The sequence below is a fragment of the Streptomyces sp. NPDC003635 genome (genome assembly GCF_053587635.1).
The window spans coordinates 51,713-70,758 of record NZ_JBSFOK010000012.1 but is presented as its reverse complement, the minus strand read 5'-3'; the positions used below and the strand labels follow the sequence as shown (position 1 = coordinate 70,758).

Below are 19,046 nucleotides of genomic sequence, written 5' to 3'. Positions count from 1 at the left end.
CGCGGGCTTCGGGTTCAGGCGGCTGTGGCGGTTCCGGCCGTCCTACGGCACAGCTCAGACATGGAGGGGGTTGGCGATGGTGACGTACACGGACTGGGTGTCGACCGGACCCACGAGTTCGTCCAGGCCGTGCAGCCGGGTGCGGAGGTTGGCCTTGCAGCGCAGGGTGGGTGAGTCGAGCAGAAGAGCCGGGAGTGAGGTTCGCAGGCACGCGGGGCCGGAGGCCACGTCGCCGAGGAATCGGCGAAAGGCCGCGAGCAGCAACCGTTCGTCGGCGAGGCCCTGAGAGCCGAAGGCACCGACGAGGCCGAGCACGTTGTTGATGGCGAGGTAGTAGGCGAAGCGTTCGTCGGTCACCTCGTCGGAGACGAAGGTGTCGCTGTGCTCGCCGATGCCGGGCAGTCGGGCATCGAGTTCCGCGCGACGCGATTCACGGAAGTAGTAGCCCTGGTTGTCCCGGTACCGGCCGCCGGCGGGCCAACCGTCCGTGTCCAGCAGGAGCAGGGTGTTCTGCTGATGCGCCTCCAGTGCGATGCCGGCCTTGGCGTCGAACCAGAGCACCGGGCGAACCACGTGTTCGAGATAGCGCAGGAACCACTCGGCGGATACGGCGCCTCGGGGTCGGCCGGTCCGGGCGGCGAGGCGTGTGACGACTTCGGCCAGCCGGGAACGCCAGGTGGGGATCGAGGCGGTCGGCCGGTGGTGTTCGGTGGCGTTGTTCAGCGCGACCTGCGGTCGGATGGGGATGGGCCCGACCGGGTCGGTCGCCGCGGCCCGCGGGCGGGGGGAGACGAACCCGGCGACGCAGGAGACATCGGCAGCGGGGTGGAACGGGTTGTGCCTGATCATCACGTCCAGTCCGGGCACCGGGTCACCCTGCGGTCCGTCGACGGCGAGCCAGGCCGGGTCACGGACGATGTCGAAGCCCGGGTGCGCGGTCTGCCACTGCCCGGACAGCCCGGAGCGAAGGAGGCGGTGGACCTCGACACCGCGGTGCAGTTCCTTGCGGAGGTTCTCACGACGGGAGTTGGTGATGCGAAGGCCCAGCGAGAGTTTGAGCATGGCGGGGGCGCCGGACCGATGGACGGTGCGCACGGAGGAGGTGGGATGCCACGGCGTGCCGTGAGGACCGAGATCCCGCAGCAGTCCGGCGTCGAACAACGCGGCGATCTCCGGACGGTGTCGGGCCTCGCGGAGTTGCCAGGGATGCAAGGGCAGTGCGGCGTAGGTGTCGGGCAGGGGCAGCCCGGGGCCGGCGAGTCTGGTCGTGAGCTGGGGCGCGGTGACCGGGCGGCCACGTTCGGTCCAGGCCGAGTCGGCGGCGAGTACGGAGGGAGCCACGGCGATCCAGTGAAGGGGAAAGGAGCCGCGCAATTCGGGTGAGTACAGCCGCGCTTCGGAGTCGGAGAGGCCTTCTCGGCTCTTCGGAGCGGGGTGCAGCGGGTGTCCGAGGACGAGTGCCTGCTCGGCGCTGAGGAAGAGGTCGGGGCCGTCGGCGGGCCGCTCTCTGCGGTCGCGGATGAACAGGGCGGTACGGCCGACGGAGTCGGCTACTCGGGCGACGAGGTCGGTGCCGTGAGGGGAGGCGTGGGGGGCCATGGCTTCGGGGCCGCCCCGAGCCTCCCGTGACAGCAGTGCGGCGACCGTGACCGCGTCGATGGGCGGGGACTGTTCGGGGGCACCTGCCAGGTGCGGGAGGCCGAAGCGGTGCCAGCCCGTTGGGGACCAGTAGTGGACCGGTGCGATCAGGGCCGTGCCGCTTGCGGGGAGAGGGATTCGCAGGGTGCCGTCCGCAGGGGCCGGAAGGCCTGCTTCCCGAACCCAGCAGCGGAGCAGGTTCTCCACGGCGGCGGCCTGGGCCGTGGCGTACGGGTCGGGGTGCTCCAGGAGGTCGGGGGCGGGACGGCGCAGCCGTTCCGCGTCGGGAGCACCGCCCTGCGCGGGAGTGTGCGGCGGTGAGGGCACCAGGGTGCTCCCTGACGGCGAGCTGTCCTCGGTCGCCGGAGGTGCCGACTCCGGGCTGCCTCCCTGTGAGGGGACGGAGACGTGCGTCGGCGCAAACGACGGCTCGGGGTGGGACAGGCGGGCGTCCGCCGGGGTGTCCGCTCTCCTTGGGGGGTGCTCGTCGGATGCGCGGGTGGTGTTCAACGTCTGGTCGGTTCCCAACGTCTGCTCTGTTCCTGGAGAGGTGGTTCTGGTGGAGAGGAAGGTGTCAGTGGTGAGGCCTGGGTTCGGTGTGAGCGTGCGCGACCACGTGCACGGCGTCGGTCAGACGGTCCAGTACGGCGGCCGCCTGCTCGTCGCTGATCGTCAGCGGTGGCAGGAGCCGTACGACACTGTTGTGGCGTCCTCCGAGTTCGACGATCAGTCCTCGTCTCAGGCACTCCCGCTGGACGGCGGCGGCGAGTTCGGGGGCAGGCGGGCGGGGGTGGCGAGCGGCACGCGATCGCAGCGGGGACTGGCTCGGTTCCGGGTCTGGGTGCGCAAGAGGGTCCTGGATCGCCTCCGCTCCCCGGATCGTCTCCGCGGCCCCGCTCCCCTCCGGGGCCCAAATCACCTCCGGAGCCCGGACCGCGGCTGGTGCTCGCCCCGCTTCCGGGGCTTGGAGCGCGTCCGGTGCCTGGGGCGGGTGCCCTTGCGTTTCGCCGGGGTCCACCACTTCCACGCCGATCATCAGGCCCCTGCCCCGGACGTCGCCGATGCAGGCGAACTCGGCAACGAGTCCGTCGAGTTCGGAGAGCATGCGGGCGCCCAGGTGGTGGGCGCGTTCGGCGAGGGCGTTCTCTCGGACGTAAGCGAGGGTCGCCGTGCCGGCCGCCATGGCGAGTTGGTTGCCTCGGAAGGTGCCCGCATGAGCGCCGGGTTGCCAGACGTCGAGGTCCTCGTGGTAGACGACGACGGCCAGCGGGAGGCTGCCGCCGATGGCCTTCGAGAGCACCATCACGTCGGGTGTGACCCCACTGTGCTCCACCGCCCAGAAGGCGCCGGTGCGTCCGACGCCGGTCTGGACCTCGTCGACGATCAGCGGGATGGAACGGTCGGCGGTGAGGCAGCGCATGCCGCGCAGCCAGGGGTCGGGCGCGGGGATCACTCCGCCCTCGCCCTGCACGGGCTCGAGGATCATGCCGGCGGGGATGGGTACCCCCGACTTGGGGTCGTCGAGGACGGATTCCGTCCAGCGGGCGGCGAGTTCGGCGCCGTGTTCGCCACCGACGCCGAACGGGCAGCGGTAGTCCTGGGGGTAGGGCAGGCGGGCGACGCGCACGTCGAAGGCGTTGCCGGAGGCTTCGAGGGCGCCCGCGGTCATCCCGTGGTAGGCACCGGTGAAGGCGAGCATCCCGTCACGGCCGGTGGCGGTGCGGACGAGCTTGAAGGCGGCCTCGACGGCATCCGTTCCGGCGGGCCCGCAGAACTGCACGCGGGCGTGGTCGGCGAGTCCGGGTGGAAGCGTGCGGAACAGTTCGGTGGTGAAGGCGTCCTTGACCGGGGTCGCCAGGTCGAGGACGTGCAAAGGGGCGCCGGAGTCGAGGACCTTGCGGATGGCTTCCAGGACTACCGGGTGGTTGTGGCCGAGCGCCAAAGTCCCGGCTCCGGAGAGGCAGTCCAGGTACCGCCGCCCGTCCGCACCCTCGATCGTCATCCCGCGTGCCCGTACGGGGACGATCGGCAGGGCGCGCGCGTAAGTCCGCGCCGCCGATTCGCGCGCCGATTGCCGCCTCAGGATGCCCTCGTGCCAGGAGGAGCGCTCGCCCAGCCCCTCGCGCTGCCGCCGCCCACCCGACTCGCGCCCACCCGAATTGCATCCGCCCGAGTCGCGCCCGCCCGACTCGCGTCCGTCCGCTTCACCCGCCCCCGGCGCTGGCACAGGCGCAGGCGCTCCAGCCTTTTCCCTGTCTGTTTCTCCTGCCTCACGCACCCCCAGCGCCCTGGCCGGCCCTCCATGCGCAGACTCGGTCACAGCCACCGCTCCCCGTCCTCCCGCCGTCCAGGGGCGAGCAGGTCACGTGTGTCCTCGCCCGTCCCGACATACGCACCCCCGCGAGCCTTCACTCGAAGCTCCGGGGAAATGGGCACGGGGGCGCGCTCGGACAGCAGAACCCCCACCGCTACCAACCGCTCAACGCTCACTCGGTTACGGGTTGCGTCAAGATCCTTACCAGGACGGGAGCTTCGGCCCGATGTCCGCGACGGACCCAGGTGCCCTCGCCGTCGCGAAGCGGACGCGTCAGGCCCCGGCCGCCACAGCCTTGATCCACCCCCATCCCCGCCTCCGTCCCCGCCCCGTCCGAGCCGCAACCGCAGCCCGCCGCGCCAACTGTCATCCGCCCGCCTCCAGTTGCCCTCCGCTCCCGGACCCCTTCCGACCCTCCCGAAACACTCCCGTCCGCAACCGGCTCCGACCGCACCGCAACCCATCTGCCACGGAGGTTGTCCAGGTCAGCAGCCTGTAGCGAAACCGTTGCCGTTCCGGCGGAAGTCCCCCGCAGCGAGCGCATAGTGTGTGGTGCCGTCACCGGTCGTCGCCGTGCGCGACGCGGAAGCGCGGCAGTGCCGCCGAGTTCGTTCACCTCAGGGGGAGTCAGATCATGCGATCGATACGGCCGTCGTCCACCGCTCGCCGAGGGAGGGGCGCGCGGCGCAGCACCTCCCCCTTGCCGGCCGCCGTCGCCCTGGCCGCGGTTCTCGCGCTCACCGCGACCGCCTGTGACTCGGGCGGCGCCGAGGCCGGTGGCGGCGGATCGTCCGCGACGGCCGCGGCGGGCGACGACAAGATCTCGATCCCGGACGACATCAAGGACCGGCTCAAGGACCACGGGATCGACATCGACAAGTGGAAGGACGGCGCCTGGAAGGACTGGGACAAGGACGACTGGCTGCGCGAGGCCGAGGACTTCGTCAACCCGATCATCGAGGACCTGTGGGACCCGGACCGGATGCGTGAGGCCGAGGAGCCCGACCAGGGTGTCGAGGAGAGCGACCTCTCCGGTGACCAGGGCGTGACGGATCCGACTCCGGCGCCGGTGGAGGCGCAGGCCGTGCCGGCCTCGTACCACGACAGCGCGCCGACGGCCGGCAAGGTGTTCTTCGACGCGCCCGAGGGCACGATGGTCTGCTCGGCGACGGTCGTGGCGGACCCGGCCAACCCCGGTAAGTCCAACCTGGTGTGGACCGCGGGCCACTGCGTGCACGCGGGCAAGAAGGGCGGCTGGTACCGGAACATCGCGTTCGTGCCGTCGTACAACGACTCCGCCATGGAGACGGCCGCCCTGGAGGGCGCCGCCCGGGAGGAGATCGCTCCCTACGGTGTCTGGTGGGGCGACTGGGTGCAGACCTCGGATCAGTGGATCGAGCAGGGCGGTGCGACCGGCGGTGACGGCGCCGGCTACGACTTCGCCGTCATCCATGTGACGCCGGAGGAGGGCAGCGGCGGCAAGTCGCTGGAGGAGATGGCCGGTTCGGCGCTGCCGGTGGACTTCAACGCGCCCGCCGTGCCGCAGGTCGACAGCATCACCGCGACCGGCTACCCGGCGGCCCCGCCGTTCGACGGGCAGAAGCTGTACCAGTGCCAGGACAAGCCGGGTCGGCTGTCGCTGAACAAGACCGACCCCACGATGTACCGCATCGGCTGCACGATGACCGGCGGTTCGTCCGGCGGCGGCTGGGTCGCCACCGGCTCCGACGGCAAGCCCGCGCTGGTCTCCAACACCTCCATCGGCCCGGTGGAGTCGGGCTGGCTGGCCGGGCCGCGGCTCGGCAAGGAGGCCAAGGGCATTTTCGACGAGGTCAGCGGGAAGTTCGCGGGGCAGTGATCGCCCGCCCGGGGGTCCGATAGGCAACCGCCGCGGCGGGACCGGAAAACCTTCACGGTCCCGCCGCCGTTCGCCCTCAACTCCCCGGGCATAGTGGGGTGTCGCGTGCCAGAGGCACGCCCGGATCAATCATCACAGCAGTTCTACGGGGGTCACCGCACCATGCGTTCCACACGTACCCGTCTCGCCGCCACCGCGCTTCTCGCGGCCGTGGCACTGACCGCCACCGCGTGCAGCGGTTCCGGCGACGATCAGGCGAGCGACAAGCCGAGCGCCTCCCAGGCGACCGACCAGGGCAAGGTCGAGGTGCCCCAGGGCATCGCCGACAAGCTCAAGGACCACGGCATCGACGTGGACAAGTGGAAGGACGGCGGCTGGCAGGACTGGGACAAGGACAAGTGGCTCAGTGAGGCCAAGGACTTCGTCAACCCGGTGATCGAGGGCCTGTGGGAGCCCGACCGGATGCGGTCCGCGAAGGAGGCCGACAAGACGGTCTCGGTGAAGGACGCCTCCGCCGACCAGGGCGTCAGCGACCCGGAGCCGGCACCCGTCGAGGCCGTGGCCGAGAAGACGCCGTACCACAAGAACGCGGCCCCCGTCGGGAAGGTCTTCTTCGACACCCCCGAGGGCGCGGCCGTGTGCTCCGGCACGGTGATCAAGGACGTCAACCACCCGGGCAAGTCCAACCTGGTGTGGACGGCCGGGCACTGCGTGCACGCCGGTGGTGACGGCGGCTGGTACCGCAACATCGCCTTCGTCCCGGCCTACAACGACCTCGGCAAGTCCGAGGCAGAGCTGACCGGCGCGAACGCCACCGAGATCGCCCCCTATGGCAACTGGTGGGCGGACTGGGCCTCCACCTCGAACGAGTGGATCCAGGGCGGCTCGGCCACGGGCGGCGCGGGTGCCGCGTACGACTACTCGGTGCTGCACGTGCAGCCGGAGCAGGGCGGTAAGTCACTGGAGGAGACGGTCGGTGCCGCACTGGACGTCGACTTCTCCGCGCCGTCCGCGACCGAGTCCGGCACGATGGGCGCCTGGGGCTACCCGGCGGCGCCGCCGTACAACGGTCTGAAGATGTTCAAGTGCCTCGACCAGCCGGGCCGGTTCTCGCTCAGCCCGACCCTGCCGACGATGTACCGCATCGGCTGCACGATGACCGGCGGCTCGTCCGGCGGCGGCTGGTTCCGGGTGGTGGACGGCGAGACCAAGCTGGTCTCCAACACCTCCATCGGCCCGGAGGACAACACCTGGCTGGCCGGACCGCAGCTCGGCGAGGGCGCCGAGGCGCTCTACCAGAACATGAGCAAGACGTACGGCGGCCGGTGACCGCACCTGGAAGGCCCGCGGATGAGGGCCCGTGTCGAGGCCCCGCGCATGAAAGAAGGCCCGCTCCCCACACACGGGGAGCGGGCCTTCCGCGTACTCAGGCCGCCGGAGTCGGCACGTACGGCGCCAGCTCCGCGGCCAGCTCCTCATGCACCCGCGCCTTGAGCAGGGTGCCCTCCGGGGTGTGCTCCGCGGAGATCACCTCACCCTCGTCGTGCGCACGGGCGACGAGCTTGCCGTGGGTGTACGGCACCAGCGCCTCGATCTCGACCGACGGCCTCGGCAGCTCGTTGTCGATCAGCGCGAGCAGTTCCGGGATGCCCCGGCCGGTGCGGGCCGAGACGGCGATGGCACGCTTCTCGATCCGCAGCAGCCGCTGGAGCGTCAGCGGGTCGGCCGCGTCGGCCTTGTTGATCACGACGATCTCGGGTACGTCGATGGCGCCGACGTCCCTGATCACCTCGCGCACGGCCGCCAGCTGCTCCTCCGGGTTCGGGTGCGAACCGTCGACCACGTGCAGGATCAGGTCGGACTCGCCGACCTCCTCCATCGTGGAGCGGAACGCCTCGACCAGGTGGTGCGGCAGGTGCCGGACGAAGCCGACGGTGTCCGCCAGCGTGTACAGCCGGCCGCTCGGGGTCTCCGCGCGGCGCACGGTCGGGTCCAGGGTCGCGAACAGGGCGTTCTCGACCAGCACACCCGCGCCCGTGAGGCGGTTGAGCAGGGAGGACTTACCGGCGTTGGTGTAGCCCGCGATGGCGACCGAGGGCACCTTGTGGCGCTTGCGCTCCTGGCGCTTGATCTCGCGGCCGGTCTTCATGTCCGCGATCTCCCGGCGCATCTTCGCCATCTTCTCGCGGATCCGGCGCCGGTCCGTCTCGATCTTGGTCTCACCGGGACCACGGGTGGCCAGGCCGCCACCCTTGCCGCCGCCCATCTGACGGGACAGCGACTGACCCCAGCCGCGCAGCCTTGGCAGCATGTACTGCATCTGCGCGAGCGCGACCTGCGCCTTGCCCTCCCGGGACTTGGCGTGCTGGGCGAAGATGTCGAGGATCAGGGCCGTACGGTCGATGACCTTGACCTTGACGACGTCCTCGAGGGCGATCAACTGGCCGGGGCTAAGCTCGCCGTCGCAGATCACGGTGTCGGCACCGCTCTCCAGCACGATGTCGCGCAGCTCCAGGGCCTTGCCGGAGCCGATGAAGGTGGCCGCGTCGGGCTTGTCGCGGCGCTGGATCACACCGTCGAGCACGAGCGCGCCCGCCGTCTCGGCGAGGGCGGCCAGCTCGGCGAGGGAGTTCTCCGCGTCCTGCACGGTCCCAGAGGTCCAGACACCGACGAGCACGACCCGCTCCAGACGGAGCTGGCGGTACTCGACCTCGGTGACGTCCTCGAGTTCGGTGGAGAGGCCCGCGACGCGGCGCAGAGCCGCGCGCTCGGAGCGGTCGAACTGGTCGCCGTCCCGCTCTCCGTCGATCTCGTGGCTCCAGGCGACGTCCTCTTCCATCAGGGCATCGGCCCGAAGACCGTCGGGGTGATCGTGCGCCAGACGCTTGCGCTGTGTGTCCTGGGAAGGGGAAGAAGAGGAGGTCATTGGGTCCTTACGTCGTTGAGGATTCCGTTACGGCGGTCATTGTGCACAACGTACGAATGCCCCGGGAGATTCCCGCGGAACCGCTGGGGCTCCGGGTCCCGTACCGGGCGCCGCCGACCTGAAGATGGTCGCACGGCACGGGACGTCTCGTCATCGCCTTATTTCGCGGGGATCTTCGCGGGAGCCTTTGCGGGGATCTTCGTGGGGGCCTTCGCGGGGATCACCGATTCCCAGTCCGGGTGGCCGGGCATCGGCGGGGTCTTCTCGCCGTACAGCCACGGGTGCAGGAAGCCGCTCAGGTCGCGCCCCGACATCTCCGAGGCGAGCGCCACGAAGTCGTCGGTGGTGGCGACGCCGTCCTTGTGGCGGGCGACCCAGGCCCGCTCCAGACGCTCGAACGCCGGGCGACCGATCTCCTGGCGGAGGGCGTAGAGGATCAGCGCGGCGCCGTCGTAGACGTTCGGGCGGAAGATGCCGATCTTCTGGCCGGGGCTGGGCACCTTGGGCGCGGCCGGGGGTCCGCCGGCGGCGCGCCAGCGGTCGGAGGCACCGTACGCGGCCTTCATCCGGGCCTGGAGGGGACGGTCGGCCTTCTCCTCCGCGTACAGGGCCTCGTACCAGGTGGCGTGGCCCTCGTTGAGCCACAGGTCGGACCAGGTGCGAGGGCTGACGCTGTCGCCGAACCACTGGTGCGCCAGCTCGTGCACCATGATCGATTCCACGTACCAGGCCGGGTAGGCGGGCTCGGTGAACAGGTCCAGCTCGAAGAGGGAGAGGGTCTGGGTCTCCAGTTCGAAGCCGGTGTCCACGTCCGCCATGAGCACGCCGTACGTCTCGAAGGGGTAGCGGCCGACCTTGCCCTCCATCCAGGAGATCTGGTCCGGCGTCCTGGCCAGCCACGGCTCCAGGCGCTCGCGGTCCTTGGTGGGGACGACGTCCCGGACGGGCAGGCCGTGCGGTCCCGTCCGGCGGACGACCGTGGAGCGGCCGACGGACACCTGGGCCAGCTCGGTGGCCATGGGGTGTTGGGTGCGGTACGTCCAGGTCGTCGCCGCGCGGGAACGGTCCACGTCGGTGGGGATGCCGTTGGCCACGGCGGTGTAGCCGTTCGGGGCGGTCACCCGGATGGTGAACATCGCCTTGTCCGAGGGGTGGTCGTTGCCGGGGAAGACCAGGTGGGCGGCGTCGGCCTGGTTGGCCATGGCGAGTCCGTCCGCGGTGCGCACCCAGCCGCCGTCACGGTTCTTCGCGGGCATCGGGTCGCTGGTGTGCCGCACGGTGATCCGCAGCCAGCTGCCACTGGGGAGGGGGTCCTCGGGGGTGACGACCAGGTCCTCTCCCGCGGTGGTGAAGGCGGCCGGTTCGCCGTCCAGCTCCACGGAGTGGACCTCGCCGTGGCTGAAGTCGAGGTTGACCCGGTCGAGCGGTTCCGTCGTCCAGGCGTCGATGGTGGTGACCGCCTGGAGAGGCTTGCTGTTGCTGCCCGGATAGGTGAAGGAGAGGTCGTACGAGGCGACGTCGTAGCCGGGGTTGCCCAGGTGGGGGAAGAGGCGGTCACCGAGGCCCCGGGGCTCGGCGGGTGCGCTCGCGGCGAGGAGGCAGACGGACACGGCGGAGGCGAGCAGGGCGGCGGCCTTGCGGCGGTGAGGGCGGGGGGTGTGCGGCATGGACCACCGCTACCAGCGGCGACACGCGAGACAGCGGAGACGCGCGACCGGCCCACCCGAACGGGTAGTCGCGCGTCGGCGACGCTGCCCGTCCCAGGTACTGGGGCCCTACGACAGCCCCGGCTGCGTCTGGGTCCTGCTCACGTCGTACACCCCCGCCACGTTCCGCATCGCCCGCATCAGGGCGGGGAGGTGGCCCGCCTCCGGGAGTTGGACGGTGTAGGTGTGGCGGACGCGTTGCTGGGTGGGGGGCTCCACCGTCGCCGAGACGATCTCCGCGCCCTCCTGGGCCATCGCCTCGGTGAGGTCCGCCAGGAGGTGCGGGCGGACGAACGATTCGGCTACCAGGGTCACCCGGACTTCCGTCGTGTCACCCCAGCGCACCCCGACCTCCGGCCGGCCCGTGTTCTTCATACGGGCCACCGCCGCGCACTGCACGCGGTGCACGGTGACCGCTCCCCCGCGCACCGAGAACCCGGTGATCTCGTCGGGCGGCACCGGCGTGCAGCAGCCCGCGAGCCGTACCGTCGCGTCCGGCTGCTCGGCGACGACGTTGGCCGCCGGGCGGGCGGTCGGGGAACCCTCCGTGGACAGCGCCTCCGTCGTGGGGCGAGGGGTCGTCGCCCCCTCCACGGCGCGGCGGTCCTCGCCGCCGTCCTCCGGCGAGGGGTGGGAGGCCAGCCAGCGCTGGATGGCGATCCGGGCCGCGGGGGTGTGAGCGTGCTCCAGCCACTCCCTGGAGGGCTCGGAGGCCGGGTCCTGGCCCATGAGGAGCTGGACCGTGTCGCCGTCCCGCAGCACCGTGCTCAGGGTCGCGAGACGGCCGTTCACCCGCGCTCCGATGCAGGCGTGCGCGTCCTCGCCGTACTGCGCGTAGGCCGCGTCCACACAGGTCGCCCCCTCGGGCAGGCCGAGCGTGCCGCCGTCGGGCCGGAAGACGGTGATCTCACGGTCCTGGGCGAGGTCCTCGCGCAGGGTGGACCAGAAGGTGTCGGGGTCGGGTGCCGCTTCCTGCCAGTCCAGGAGCCGGGAGAGCCAGCCCGGGCGGGTGGGGTCGGCGCGCTCGCCGTCGACGGGCTCGTCGGACGAGGGGGCGTAGGGATTGCTGAGCGCGACCACCCCGGCCTCCGCCACCTTGTGCATCTGGTGGGTGCGGATGAGGACCTCGACGACCTGCCCGTCCGCGCGCGCCACCGCGGTGTGCAGCGACTGGTAGAGGTTGAACTTCGGTACGGCGATGAAGTCCTTGAACTCCGAGACCACCGGCGTCATACAGGTGTGCAGTTCGCCGAGGACGCCGTAGCAGTCCGCGTCCTCGCCGACCAGCACCAGCAGCCGCCCGAAGTCGGCGCCGCGCAGCCGGCCGCGCTTGCGGGCCACCCGGTGCACGGAGACGAAGTGCCGCGGCCGGATGAGGACTTCGGCCTGGATGTCGGCGTCCCTGAGGACCGAGCGCATCTCGTCGGCGACCTCGGCGAGCGGATCGTCCGCACGGGAGGCGTTGTCGACGATCAACTCCCGCGTGTGCTCGTACTCCTCGGGGTGCAGGATCGCGAAGACCAGGTCCTCCAGCTCGGTCTTGAGCGCCTGCACACCCAGCCGTTCGGCGAGCGGGATGAGGACGTCCCGGGTGACCTTGGCGATGCGGGCCTGTTTCTCGGGGCGCATCACGCCGAGGGTGCGCATGTTGTGCAGCCGGTCGGCGAGTTTGATCGACATCACGCGGACGTCGTTGCCGGTGGCGACGAGCATCTTGCGGAAGGTCTCCGGCTCGGCGGCGGCGCCGTAGTCGACCTTCTCCAACTTCGTTACGCCGTCGACGAGATAGCGGACCTCGGCGCCGAACTGCTCGCCGACCTGATCGAGCGTCACCTCGGTGTCCTCGACGGTGTCGTGGAGCAGGGAGGCGGTCAACGTCGTGGTCTCGGCGCCGAGTTCGGCGAGGATGAGGGTCACGGCGAGCGGGTGCGTGATGTACGGCTCGCCGCTCTTGCGCATCTGGCCGCGGTGCGAGGACTCGGCCAGCACATAGGCGCGGCGCAGCGGTTCGAGGTCGGCGTCGGGGTGATGGGCGCGGTGGGCCTCGGCGACATGGCCGATGGCGTCCGGCAGCCGGTCGCGGGCGGCCGGGCCGAGCAGCGCGGCACGGCCCAGACGCCGCAGGTCGATCCGGGCCCGCCAGCGCGCGGCGGGCCCGGCTACCGGACCTGGCGTCGCGGGGTTCGTGGCCTCCGCACTCATGGGCACCTCCGGCTGCGTGGACCGGCGGACGGGGTGCCCCAATGGCGGACACGGCACAGGGGGTGGCAACGCATCCCCCGTCCGGGCCGGTGCTTGATGCTACCGAGCCCATCACGCGCGGCTGACCGCCTCTCGCCGAGCGTGAAACGGATCACCCATTCGAGCGAAGGTTCGCAGGTTTACGGTTTCGAACCGTGCGACCTGCGGCCGACCTGGGATTCGATCCTCGACCGGGTGGCCGCGGAGGACGGGCCTCCGCAGACCGGGCACCCGGCACACCGATATCAAGTCGTTGCCCGGCTCAGCGGTCGGCGGCGGTCGGCGGCCACCGGGGAGCGGTCGGCGGCGCTCAGAGGCCCAGCGTCCGGCGGCGCGCTTGGCCAGCGGTCAGAGCCCGGCGGCGCGCTTGGCCAGCGGTCAGAGCCCGGTGCCGCGCGTGGTCAGCGGTTCAGAGCCCGGCGGCGCGCTTGGCCAGCGGTCAGAGCCCGGCGGGCGCGTGGTCAGCGGTTCAGCGCCCGGTGCCGCGCTTGGCCAGCGGTCAGCGGTCAGCGGTCACCGGGCCAGGGTCGCCAGCCAGTCCGCGTCGATCTCGCCCTCGGCGACGATCACCGCGGGTCCGGTCATCTCGATCTCTCCGTCGGGCCGCTCGGTGATCACCAGCGTGCCGCCGGGGACGTCGACGGTGTACGTCGTGGGCGTACCGGTGATCGTCGGGTCGGCGCCGTCCCGGCGCGCCGCGGCCACGGCGACGGCGCACGCGCCCGTGCCGCAGGAGCGGGTCTCGCCGGAGCCGCGCTCGTGCACCCGCAGGGCGACGTGGTGCGGGCCGCGGTCCACCACGAACTCCACGTTGACCCCGTCCGGGTAGGCGGAGGCCGGGCTGAACGGCGGCGGCGCGTACAGGTCACCCGCGTGCGCGAGGTCCGCCACGAAAGCCACCGCGTGCGGGTTGCCCATGTTCACGTTGCGCGCGGGCCAGCTCCGCTCACCGACACTGACCGTGACGTCGCCTTCGGGAAGCAGCGCCTTGCCCATGCCGACGGTCACGTCGCCGTCCTCGTCGACGCGGACGCGCTTCACGCCCCCGCGCGTGGCGACCGCGAGGTCCCCCGCGGTGACGTGTCCGGCGCGCTGGAGGTAGCGGGCGAAGACGCGGACGCCGTTGCCGCACATCTCCGCGACCGAGCCGTCGCCGTTGCGGTAGTCCATGAACCACTCCGCCTCGGCCGCCATGTCCTTGGCCTCGGGATGGGCGGCGGAGCGCACCACGTGCAGCAGACCGTCCCCGCCGATGCCCGCGCGCCGGTCGCACAGCGCGGCGACGGCGGCCGGGGGCAGGTCGAGGGCGTTCTCGGGGTCCGGGACGATCACGAAGTCGTTCTCGGTGCCGTGACCCTTGAGGAAGGCGATCCGCGTGCTCATACACCGATCGTACGGTGCGGTGCCCCACCGACAGCGCCGCGCCCGAAGCGCGGTCAGCGCAGTCTGGCCACGCGCCACACCGCCAGCACGACCACCAGGGCCACCACCAGCACGTACGCGATCACCACCCGCCAGTCGGGCCGCTTGCCCGATCCCCGCGGGGGCAGGCCCGGCCACGTGTAACCCACGCGGCGCGCCGCCATCATTCCCCAGCCCGCGGCGCACGAGCAGATCAGCAGGCCCAGCATGGCGATCACCGCGCCGCTGTCGCCGAAGTCGAAGGCGAGGGGGAAGGCGAACATCAGGGAGCCGACCGCGGCCAGCGACACGATGGGCGCGAGCTGCCAGATGCGCAGTCGGCGCTGCGGGCGCAGCTCGACCTCGACCTCGGGACCGCCCGCGAACATCTCCTCGGGCTCGGGACCGTCCTCGGTCACGCCGTCCGGGGTCTCGTCGGGCCCGTCCGGGCTCAGCCGGGCACCGTCGTGCTCCGCCCCGCCCCGTTCACCGGTGACGGGCTCGGTGCCTTGTGCGGTGTCGCGAGGGCCGGCCTCCATCGCCACGCGCCCTCCCAACTCGGACTCCACTTGGTCGATCGAAGCTCGATGATGGCACGGCGCCGGAGGCCGGGATGACGGCCGGAGCGTCCCGATGCCATGACGTGATCAGGCTGTAACCGGTCGTTCGACCAACGCCAGTGCGAGGTGCGGAAGTTCTGTGAGATCCGCCGCAGCCCCACTCAGCCAGTGCACCCGCGGATCGCGTCTGAACCATGAATCCTGGCGGCGCGCGAAGCGTTTGGTGGCACGTACGGTCTCGGCGCGGGCCTCGTCCATGGTGCACTCCCCGGCGAGCGCCGCGAGCACCTGCTGGTAGCCGAGCGCGCGCGAGGCCGTACGCCCCTCGCGCAACCCCTGCGCCTCCAGCGCGCGCACCTCGTCGACGAGCCCCGCGTCCCACATCCGGTCGACGCGGCGGGCGATGCGCTCGTCGAGTTCGGGGCGGGCGACGTCGACGCCGATCTGCACGGTGTCGTAGACCGAGTCGTGGCCCGGCAGGTTGGCCGTGAAGGGCTGGCCGGTGATCTCGATCACCTCGAGGGCGCGGACGATACGGCGGCCGTTGCTGGGCAGGATCGCGTGCGCCGCGTCGGGGTCGGCGGCGGCCAGCCGGGCGTGCAGCGCGCCCGAGCCGCGCAGCGTGAGCTCGTCCTCGAGCCGGGCGCGGACCTCCGGGTCGGTGCCGGGGAACTCCAGGTTGTCGACGGCGCCACGCACGTACAGGCCGGAGCCGCCGACCAGGACGGGCCAGCGCCCCTCGGCGAGCAGCGCGTCGATCCGCTCGCGCGCGAGGCGCTGGTACTCGGCGACGGAGGCGGTGACGGTGACGTCCCAGATGTCCAGCAGGTGGTGCGGGACGCCGGCCCGCTCCTCGGTCGTCAGCTTGGCGGTGCCGATGTCCATCCCTCGGTAGAGCTGCATGGAGTCGGCGTTGACGACCTCGCCGCCGAGCCGCTGGGCCAGGAAGACGCCCAGATCGGACTTTCCGGCCGCTGTAGGACCGACGACGGCGATGACGCGGGGAGGGGAGGGTGTGCTGCTCACCGCCCCAGTCTCGCAAACCCCGGAGGGTGGCCTCGAACGAGTTACGTGACGGCGCGGGACCGATGTCGTTGCCAGTTGCGAGATACGCGCTGCCGCATGTCGAGAGGCGGCGATCCGGGCGACGCAAACGGACGCACCGGACGACGCGGGATTTCGCCCGCACGAGTAACGTATGGAGTTGATATGGGCGTTTTGGCACGGCTTCTCCGGAGGTCGAAGGCGACAGAAGAGGCGGCTCAGGCGGAAGAGGTCACTGGGGCGACGGCCACGGAGGCGAAGGGCTCGAACGAGGCCGAGGCCAAGACCGAGACCGAGACCGGGACCGATGGCGCGGCTCCGGACGGGGCGACGACGACGGAGGCCGTCGACACCGAGGGCCCCGACTCCCGGCGCGCCGACTCCGAAAGCGCCGACCCCGAGGGCGTCGAGATCCCCAAGCAGCAGTCCGCCGACGAGGCGGCCGATCGAGAGGCCGGCGACGGCGCCCGCACCTGACGATCCCGCGTGGGAAGGTGAATGATGGGTCTCCTGCACGATTTGAAGGCCAAGCTCAGCCCTGCCAAGGGCAAGGTGTCCGACCTCGCCCAGCAGCACGGCGGCAAGATCCAGCACGGTCTGGACCGGGCCGCCAAGGTGGTCGACGAGAAGACCAAGGGCAAGTACAGCGACAAGATCCAGACGGGCACAGGCAAGGCCAAGGGCGCCATGGACCGACTCGCGCACAAGGACGAGGGCGGCACGGGAACGGGCGGTATGGGCCCGGGCGGAACCGGCCCCGGCGCCGGACCCACCCCGCCGAGCGGCCCGCCTCCGGCGTCCTGAACACGGCACACCGGCGGACGGCCGCGGAGCGTCCACGCTCCCGGCCGTCCGCCGTTCTCAGGGACCGCCCGGAACACGGACCGGACCCGGACCAGCGCCAGACCACGGAGCAGACTCAGACCACGGCCCTGAAACCCGAACCGGAAGAACTAGGACCAGGTCGCGACCAGATACCCCACGCCGTACGGCGCGCTCTCGTGCAGCAGCGTCCCGGCCAGGCCGGCGCCTTCCGCGGCCCCCGCGAGGACCTGCCAGGGCGCCCGGCCGGAGGCCTTCAACTCCCGGGCCAGCTCGGTGTCCAGTGCCGTGAGCGCGGCGAGGTCCACCGTGCCCAGCGCCCGCGCGACGGCCGCGTCGAAGGGCTCGGCGCGCTCGTCGAGATAGCCCGGTGCCTTCAGCGTGCGACAGGCGCTGGCGTCGCCCATCACCAGCATCGCCGTCCGCTCCGGCCCCGCGGCGATCCCCCGTCCCGTCTCGATACACCGCTCGGCGCCCAGAGGTTCCCCCACCCCGAGTCCCTCGACCGGGGCATCGGCCCATCCGGTCCGCTCCAGCAGCCAGGCAGCGACCGCCAGCGAGGGCGGCAGCTCCCGCTCGGACTCCGCCGCCTTCTCCGTGCCCAGTCGTACGTCGGCGTCGACGCCGAACCCCCGGAAGGAGCCGCGCGCCCCTTCCGGATACACCCCGTGCTCCCCCACCCCGCCGGGCCCGACGACCACCAGCCGGTCGGGCCGCGACGCGGCGAGCACGCCGAGCGCGTCCACGCACGCGGCGCGCGCCTCATCCAGTTCGGGCGCGGCGCCCGCGGCGACCTCGGGAACGAGCAGGGGCGGACAGGGGCAGACGGCGGCAGCGACAAGCATGATCGGCAGGGTAACCCGCGTGACCCCGCACCTCAGTCGAGGGCGCAGCCCCCGGTGGCCACCGGCAGCGGCTCGGGAACGCCGATCTGCGGCAGGCCCAGCATGACGCCCGCCGGCTTCGCGACCTCGGCGGCGTTGCGCTTCTCCCAGGCGTCGCCCGCGCGGGTGCGGCGCACGTCCAGGACGGCGCCCTCGGCGAGGAGGTGGTGCGGGGCCGCGTAGGTGATCTCGACGGTGACCACGTCGCCGGGGCGGACCTCCTGGTCCGGCTTGGTGAAGTGGACCAGGCGGTTGTCGGGGGCGCGGCCGGAGAGGCGGTGGGTGGCGCCGTCCTTGCGGCCCTCGCCCTCGGCGACCATCAGCTCCAGGGTGCGGCCGACCTGCTTCTTGTTCTCCTCCCAGGAGATCTCCTCCTGAAGGGCGACGAGACGCTCGTACCGCGCCTGGACGACCTCCTTGGGGATCTGGTCCTCCATGGTCGCGGCCGGGGTCCCGGGCCGCTTGGAGTACTGGAAGGTGAAGGCCTGCGCGAACCGGGCCTCGCGCACGACGTGCAGCGTCTGCTCGAAGTCCTCCTCGGTCTCGCCGGGGAAGCCCACGATGATGTCGGTCGTGATGGCCGCGTGCGGGATGGCGGCGCGGACCTTCTCGATGATCCCGAGGTAACGCTCCTGCCGGTACGAGCGGCGCATCGCCTTCAGGACCGTGTCCGAGCCGGACTGCAACGGCATGTGCAGCTGCGGCATCACGTTGGGGGTCTCCGCCATCGCCGCGATCACGTCGTCCGTGAAGTCGCGCGGGTGCGGGGAGGTGAAGCGGACGCGCTCCAGGCCCTCGATGGTCCCGCAGGCCCGCAGCAGCTTGCTGAACGCCTCGCGGTCGCCGATGTCGGAGCCGTACGCGTTGACGTTCTGACCGAGCAGCGTGATCTCGGAGACGCCCTCGCCGACCAGCGCCTCGATCTCGGCGAGGATGTCGCCGGTCCGGCGGTCCTTCTCCTTGCCGCGCAGCGCCGGGACGATGCAGAAGGTGCAGGTGTTGTTGCAGCCGACGGAGATGGAGACCCACGCGGCGTACGCGCTCTCGCGCCGGGTCGGCAGCGTGGACGGGAACGCCTCCAGGGACTCGGCGATCTCGACCTGCGCCTCCTCCTGCACGCGGGCGCGCTCCAGCAGGACCGGCAGCTTGCCGATGTTGTGCGTGCCGAAGACGACGTCCACCCACGGCGCCTTCTTCACGATGGTGTCGCGGTCCTTCTGCGCCAGACAGCCGCCCACCGCGATCTGCATCCCGGGCCGCGAGGCCTTCCTGGGCGCGAGCCGCCCGAGGTTGCCGTAGAGCCGGTTGTCGGCGTTCTCGCGGACGGCGCAGGTGTTGAAGACGACGACGTCGGCGTCGCCGTCGGCACCCTCGGGGGCGCGGACGTAACCGGCGTCCTCCAGCAGCCCGGACAATCGCTCGGAGTCGTGGACGTTCATCTGGCACCCGTAGGTGCGCACCTCATACGTTCGCTTGACGTCCACGGCGTGGCTCCGGTCGATGCTGCTCATGGAACAAGGGTAAGGGCGCGCCGGGAGCGCCCCTCCCGCCGCCGGTTCTCCGCGCTCCGGAGGCTCGCCGATGAGCGCTCCCGGCTCCTCCCGACCCGTTGCCCGGGACACCCCCGGCCGACGAGAGCGGCGGTGCCCCCG

The 19,046-nt window shown here is 71.7% G+C and carries 14 protein-coding genes; 4 read left to right on the top strand and 10 right to left on the bottom strand.

Features of this window, described 5'->3' with window-relative positions; genetic code table 11:
- Window positions 1-54: 54 nt before the first annotated feature.
- Window positions 55-1,965 (bottom strand): IucA/IucC family protein, encoded by a 1,911-nt coding sequence (locus ACWDRW_RS14225; RefSeq protein WP_451723049.1) that lies wholly within the window; start codon window positions 1,963-1,965, stop codon window positions 55-57.
- 247 nt (window positions 1,966-2,212) lie between these two features.
- Complete coding sequence (locus ACWDRW_RS14220; protein ID WP_451723184.1) at window positions 2,213-3,754, bottom strand: diaminobutyrate--2-oxoglutarate transaminase family protein; 1,542 nt, start codon at window positions 3,752-3,754, stop codon at window positions 2,213-2,215.
- An 832-nt stretch (window positions 3,755-4,586) separates the two neighbouring features.
- Here ACWDRW_RS14220 and ACWDRW_RS14215 point away from each other — a divergent pair.
- Window positions 4,587-5,810, top strand: coding sequence for a trypsin-like serine peptidase (locus ACWDRW_RS14215; protein WP_451723047.1), 1,224 nt, complete (start codon window positions 4,587-4,589; stop codon window positions 5,808-5,810).
- A gap of 162 nt (window positions 5,811-5,972) precedes the next feature.
- Window positions 5,973-7,139: a trypsin-like serine peptidase gene (locus ACWDRW_RS14210; RefSeq protein WP_451723045.1), complete on the top strand. Its 1,167-nt coding sequence runs from the start codon at window positions 5,973-5,975 to the stop codon at window positions 7,137-7,139.
- Between the two features lie 97 nt (window positions 7,140-7,236).
- On the opposite strand, the gene hflX is transcribed toward ACWDRW_RS14210, so the two are convergent.
- The 6 genes from hflX to miaA all read right to left on the bottom strand — a co-directional run bounded on the left by hflX (window position 7,237) and on the right by miaA (window position 15,670).
- The gene (gene hflX / locus ACWDRW_RS14205) at window positions 7,237-8,736 is read right to left on the bottom strand and encodes a GTPase HflX (protein ID WP_451723044.1); all 1,500 of its coding nucleotides are present in this window, start codon (window positions 8,734-8,736) and stop codon (window positions 7,237-7,239) included.
- Window positions 8,737-8,894: 158 nt separating this feature from the next.
- Window positions 8,895-10,403, bottom strand: a complete 1,509-nt coding sequence (locus ACWDRW_RS14200) for a M1 family metallopeptidase (protein ID WP_451723043.1) — start codon at window positions 10,401-10,403, stop codon at window positions 8,895-8,897.
- Window positions 10,404-10,511: 108 nt separating this feature from the next.
- Window positions 10,512-12,644 (bottom strand): RelA/SpoT family protein, encoded by a 2,133-nt coding sequence (locus ACWDRW_RS14195; RefSeq protein WP_451723041.1) that lies wholly within the window; start codon window positions 12,642-12,644, stop codon window positions 10,512-10,514.
- Between the two features lie 552 nt (window positions 12,645-13,196).
- On the bottom strand, window positions 13,197-14,066 hold the full coding sequence (dapF, locus tag ACWDRW_RS14190) for a diaminopimelate epimerase (protein ID WP_451723040.1): 870 nt from the start codon (window positions 14,064-14,066) through the stop codon (window positions 13,197-13,199).
- Window positions 14,067-14,119: 53 nt separating this feature from the next.
- Window positions 14,120-14,623, bottom strand: a complete 504-nt coding sequence (locus tag ACWDRW_RS14185; RefSeq protein WP_451723183.1) for a hypothetical protein — start codon at window positions 14,621-14,623, stop codon at window positions 14,120-14,122.
- Window positions 14,624-14,731: 108 nt separating this feature from the next.
- Window positions 14,732-15,670 (bottom strand): tRNA (adenosine(37)-N6)-dimethylallyltransferase MiaA, encoded by a 939-nt coding sequence (gene miaA / locus ACWDRW_RS14180; protein WP_451723038.1) that lies wholly within the window; start codon window positions 15,668-15,670, stop codon window positions 14,732-14,734.
- 183 nt (window positions 15,671-15,853) lie between these two features.
- Between miaA and ACWDRW_RS14175 the strand changes: the two genes are divergently transcribed.
- Together ACWDRW_RS14175 and ACWDRW_RS14170 are read left to right on the top strand one after the other, a co-directional pair.
- On the top strand, window positions 15,854-16,165 hold the full coding sequence (locus ACWDRW_RS14175) for a hypothetical protein (RefSeq protein ID WP_451723037.1): 312 nt from the start codon (window positions 15,854-15,856) through the stop codon (window positions 16,163-16,165).
- 24 nt (window positions 16,166-16,189) lie between these two features.
- The gene (locus tag ACWDRW_RS14170) at window positions 16,190-16,492 is read left to right on the top strand and encodes an antitoxin (RefSeq protein WP_451723036.1); all 303 of its coding nucleotides are present in this window, start codon (window positions 16,190-16,192) and stop codon (window positions 16,490-16,492) included.
- A 149-nt stretch (window positions 16,493-16,641) separates the two neighbouring features.
- Here the strand turns inward: ACWDRW_RS14170 and ACWDRW_RS14165 are convergent, their stop codons facing one another.
- Entirely contained in the window at window positions 16,642-17,355 is a 714-nt protein-coding gene (locus ACWDRW_RS14165) for a class III extradiol dioxygenase subunit B-like domain-containing protein (RefSeq protein ID WP_451723035.1), read from the bottom strand.
- A 32-nt stretch (window positions 17,356-17,387) separates the two neighbouring features.
- A complete protein-coding gene (gene miaB / locus ACWDRW_RS14160; protein WP_451723034.1) occupies window positions 17,388-18,905 on the bottom strand; it encodes a tRNA (N6-isopentenyl adenosine(37)-C2)-methylthiotransferase MiaB in 1,518 nt (505 codons plus the stop codon).
- Window positions 18,906-19,046 lie beyond the last annotated feature (141 nt).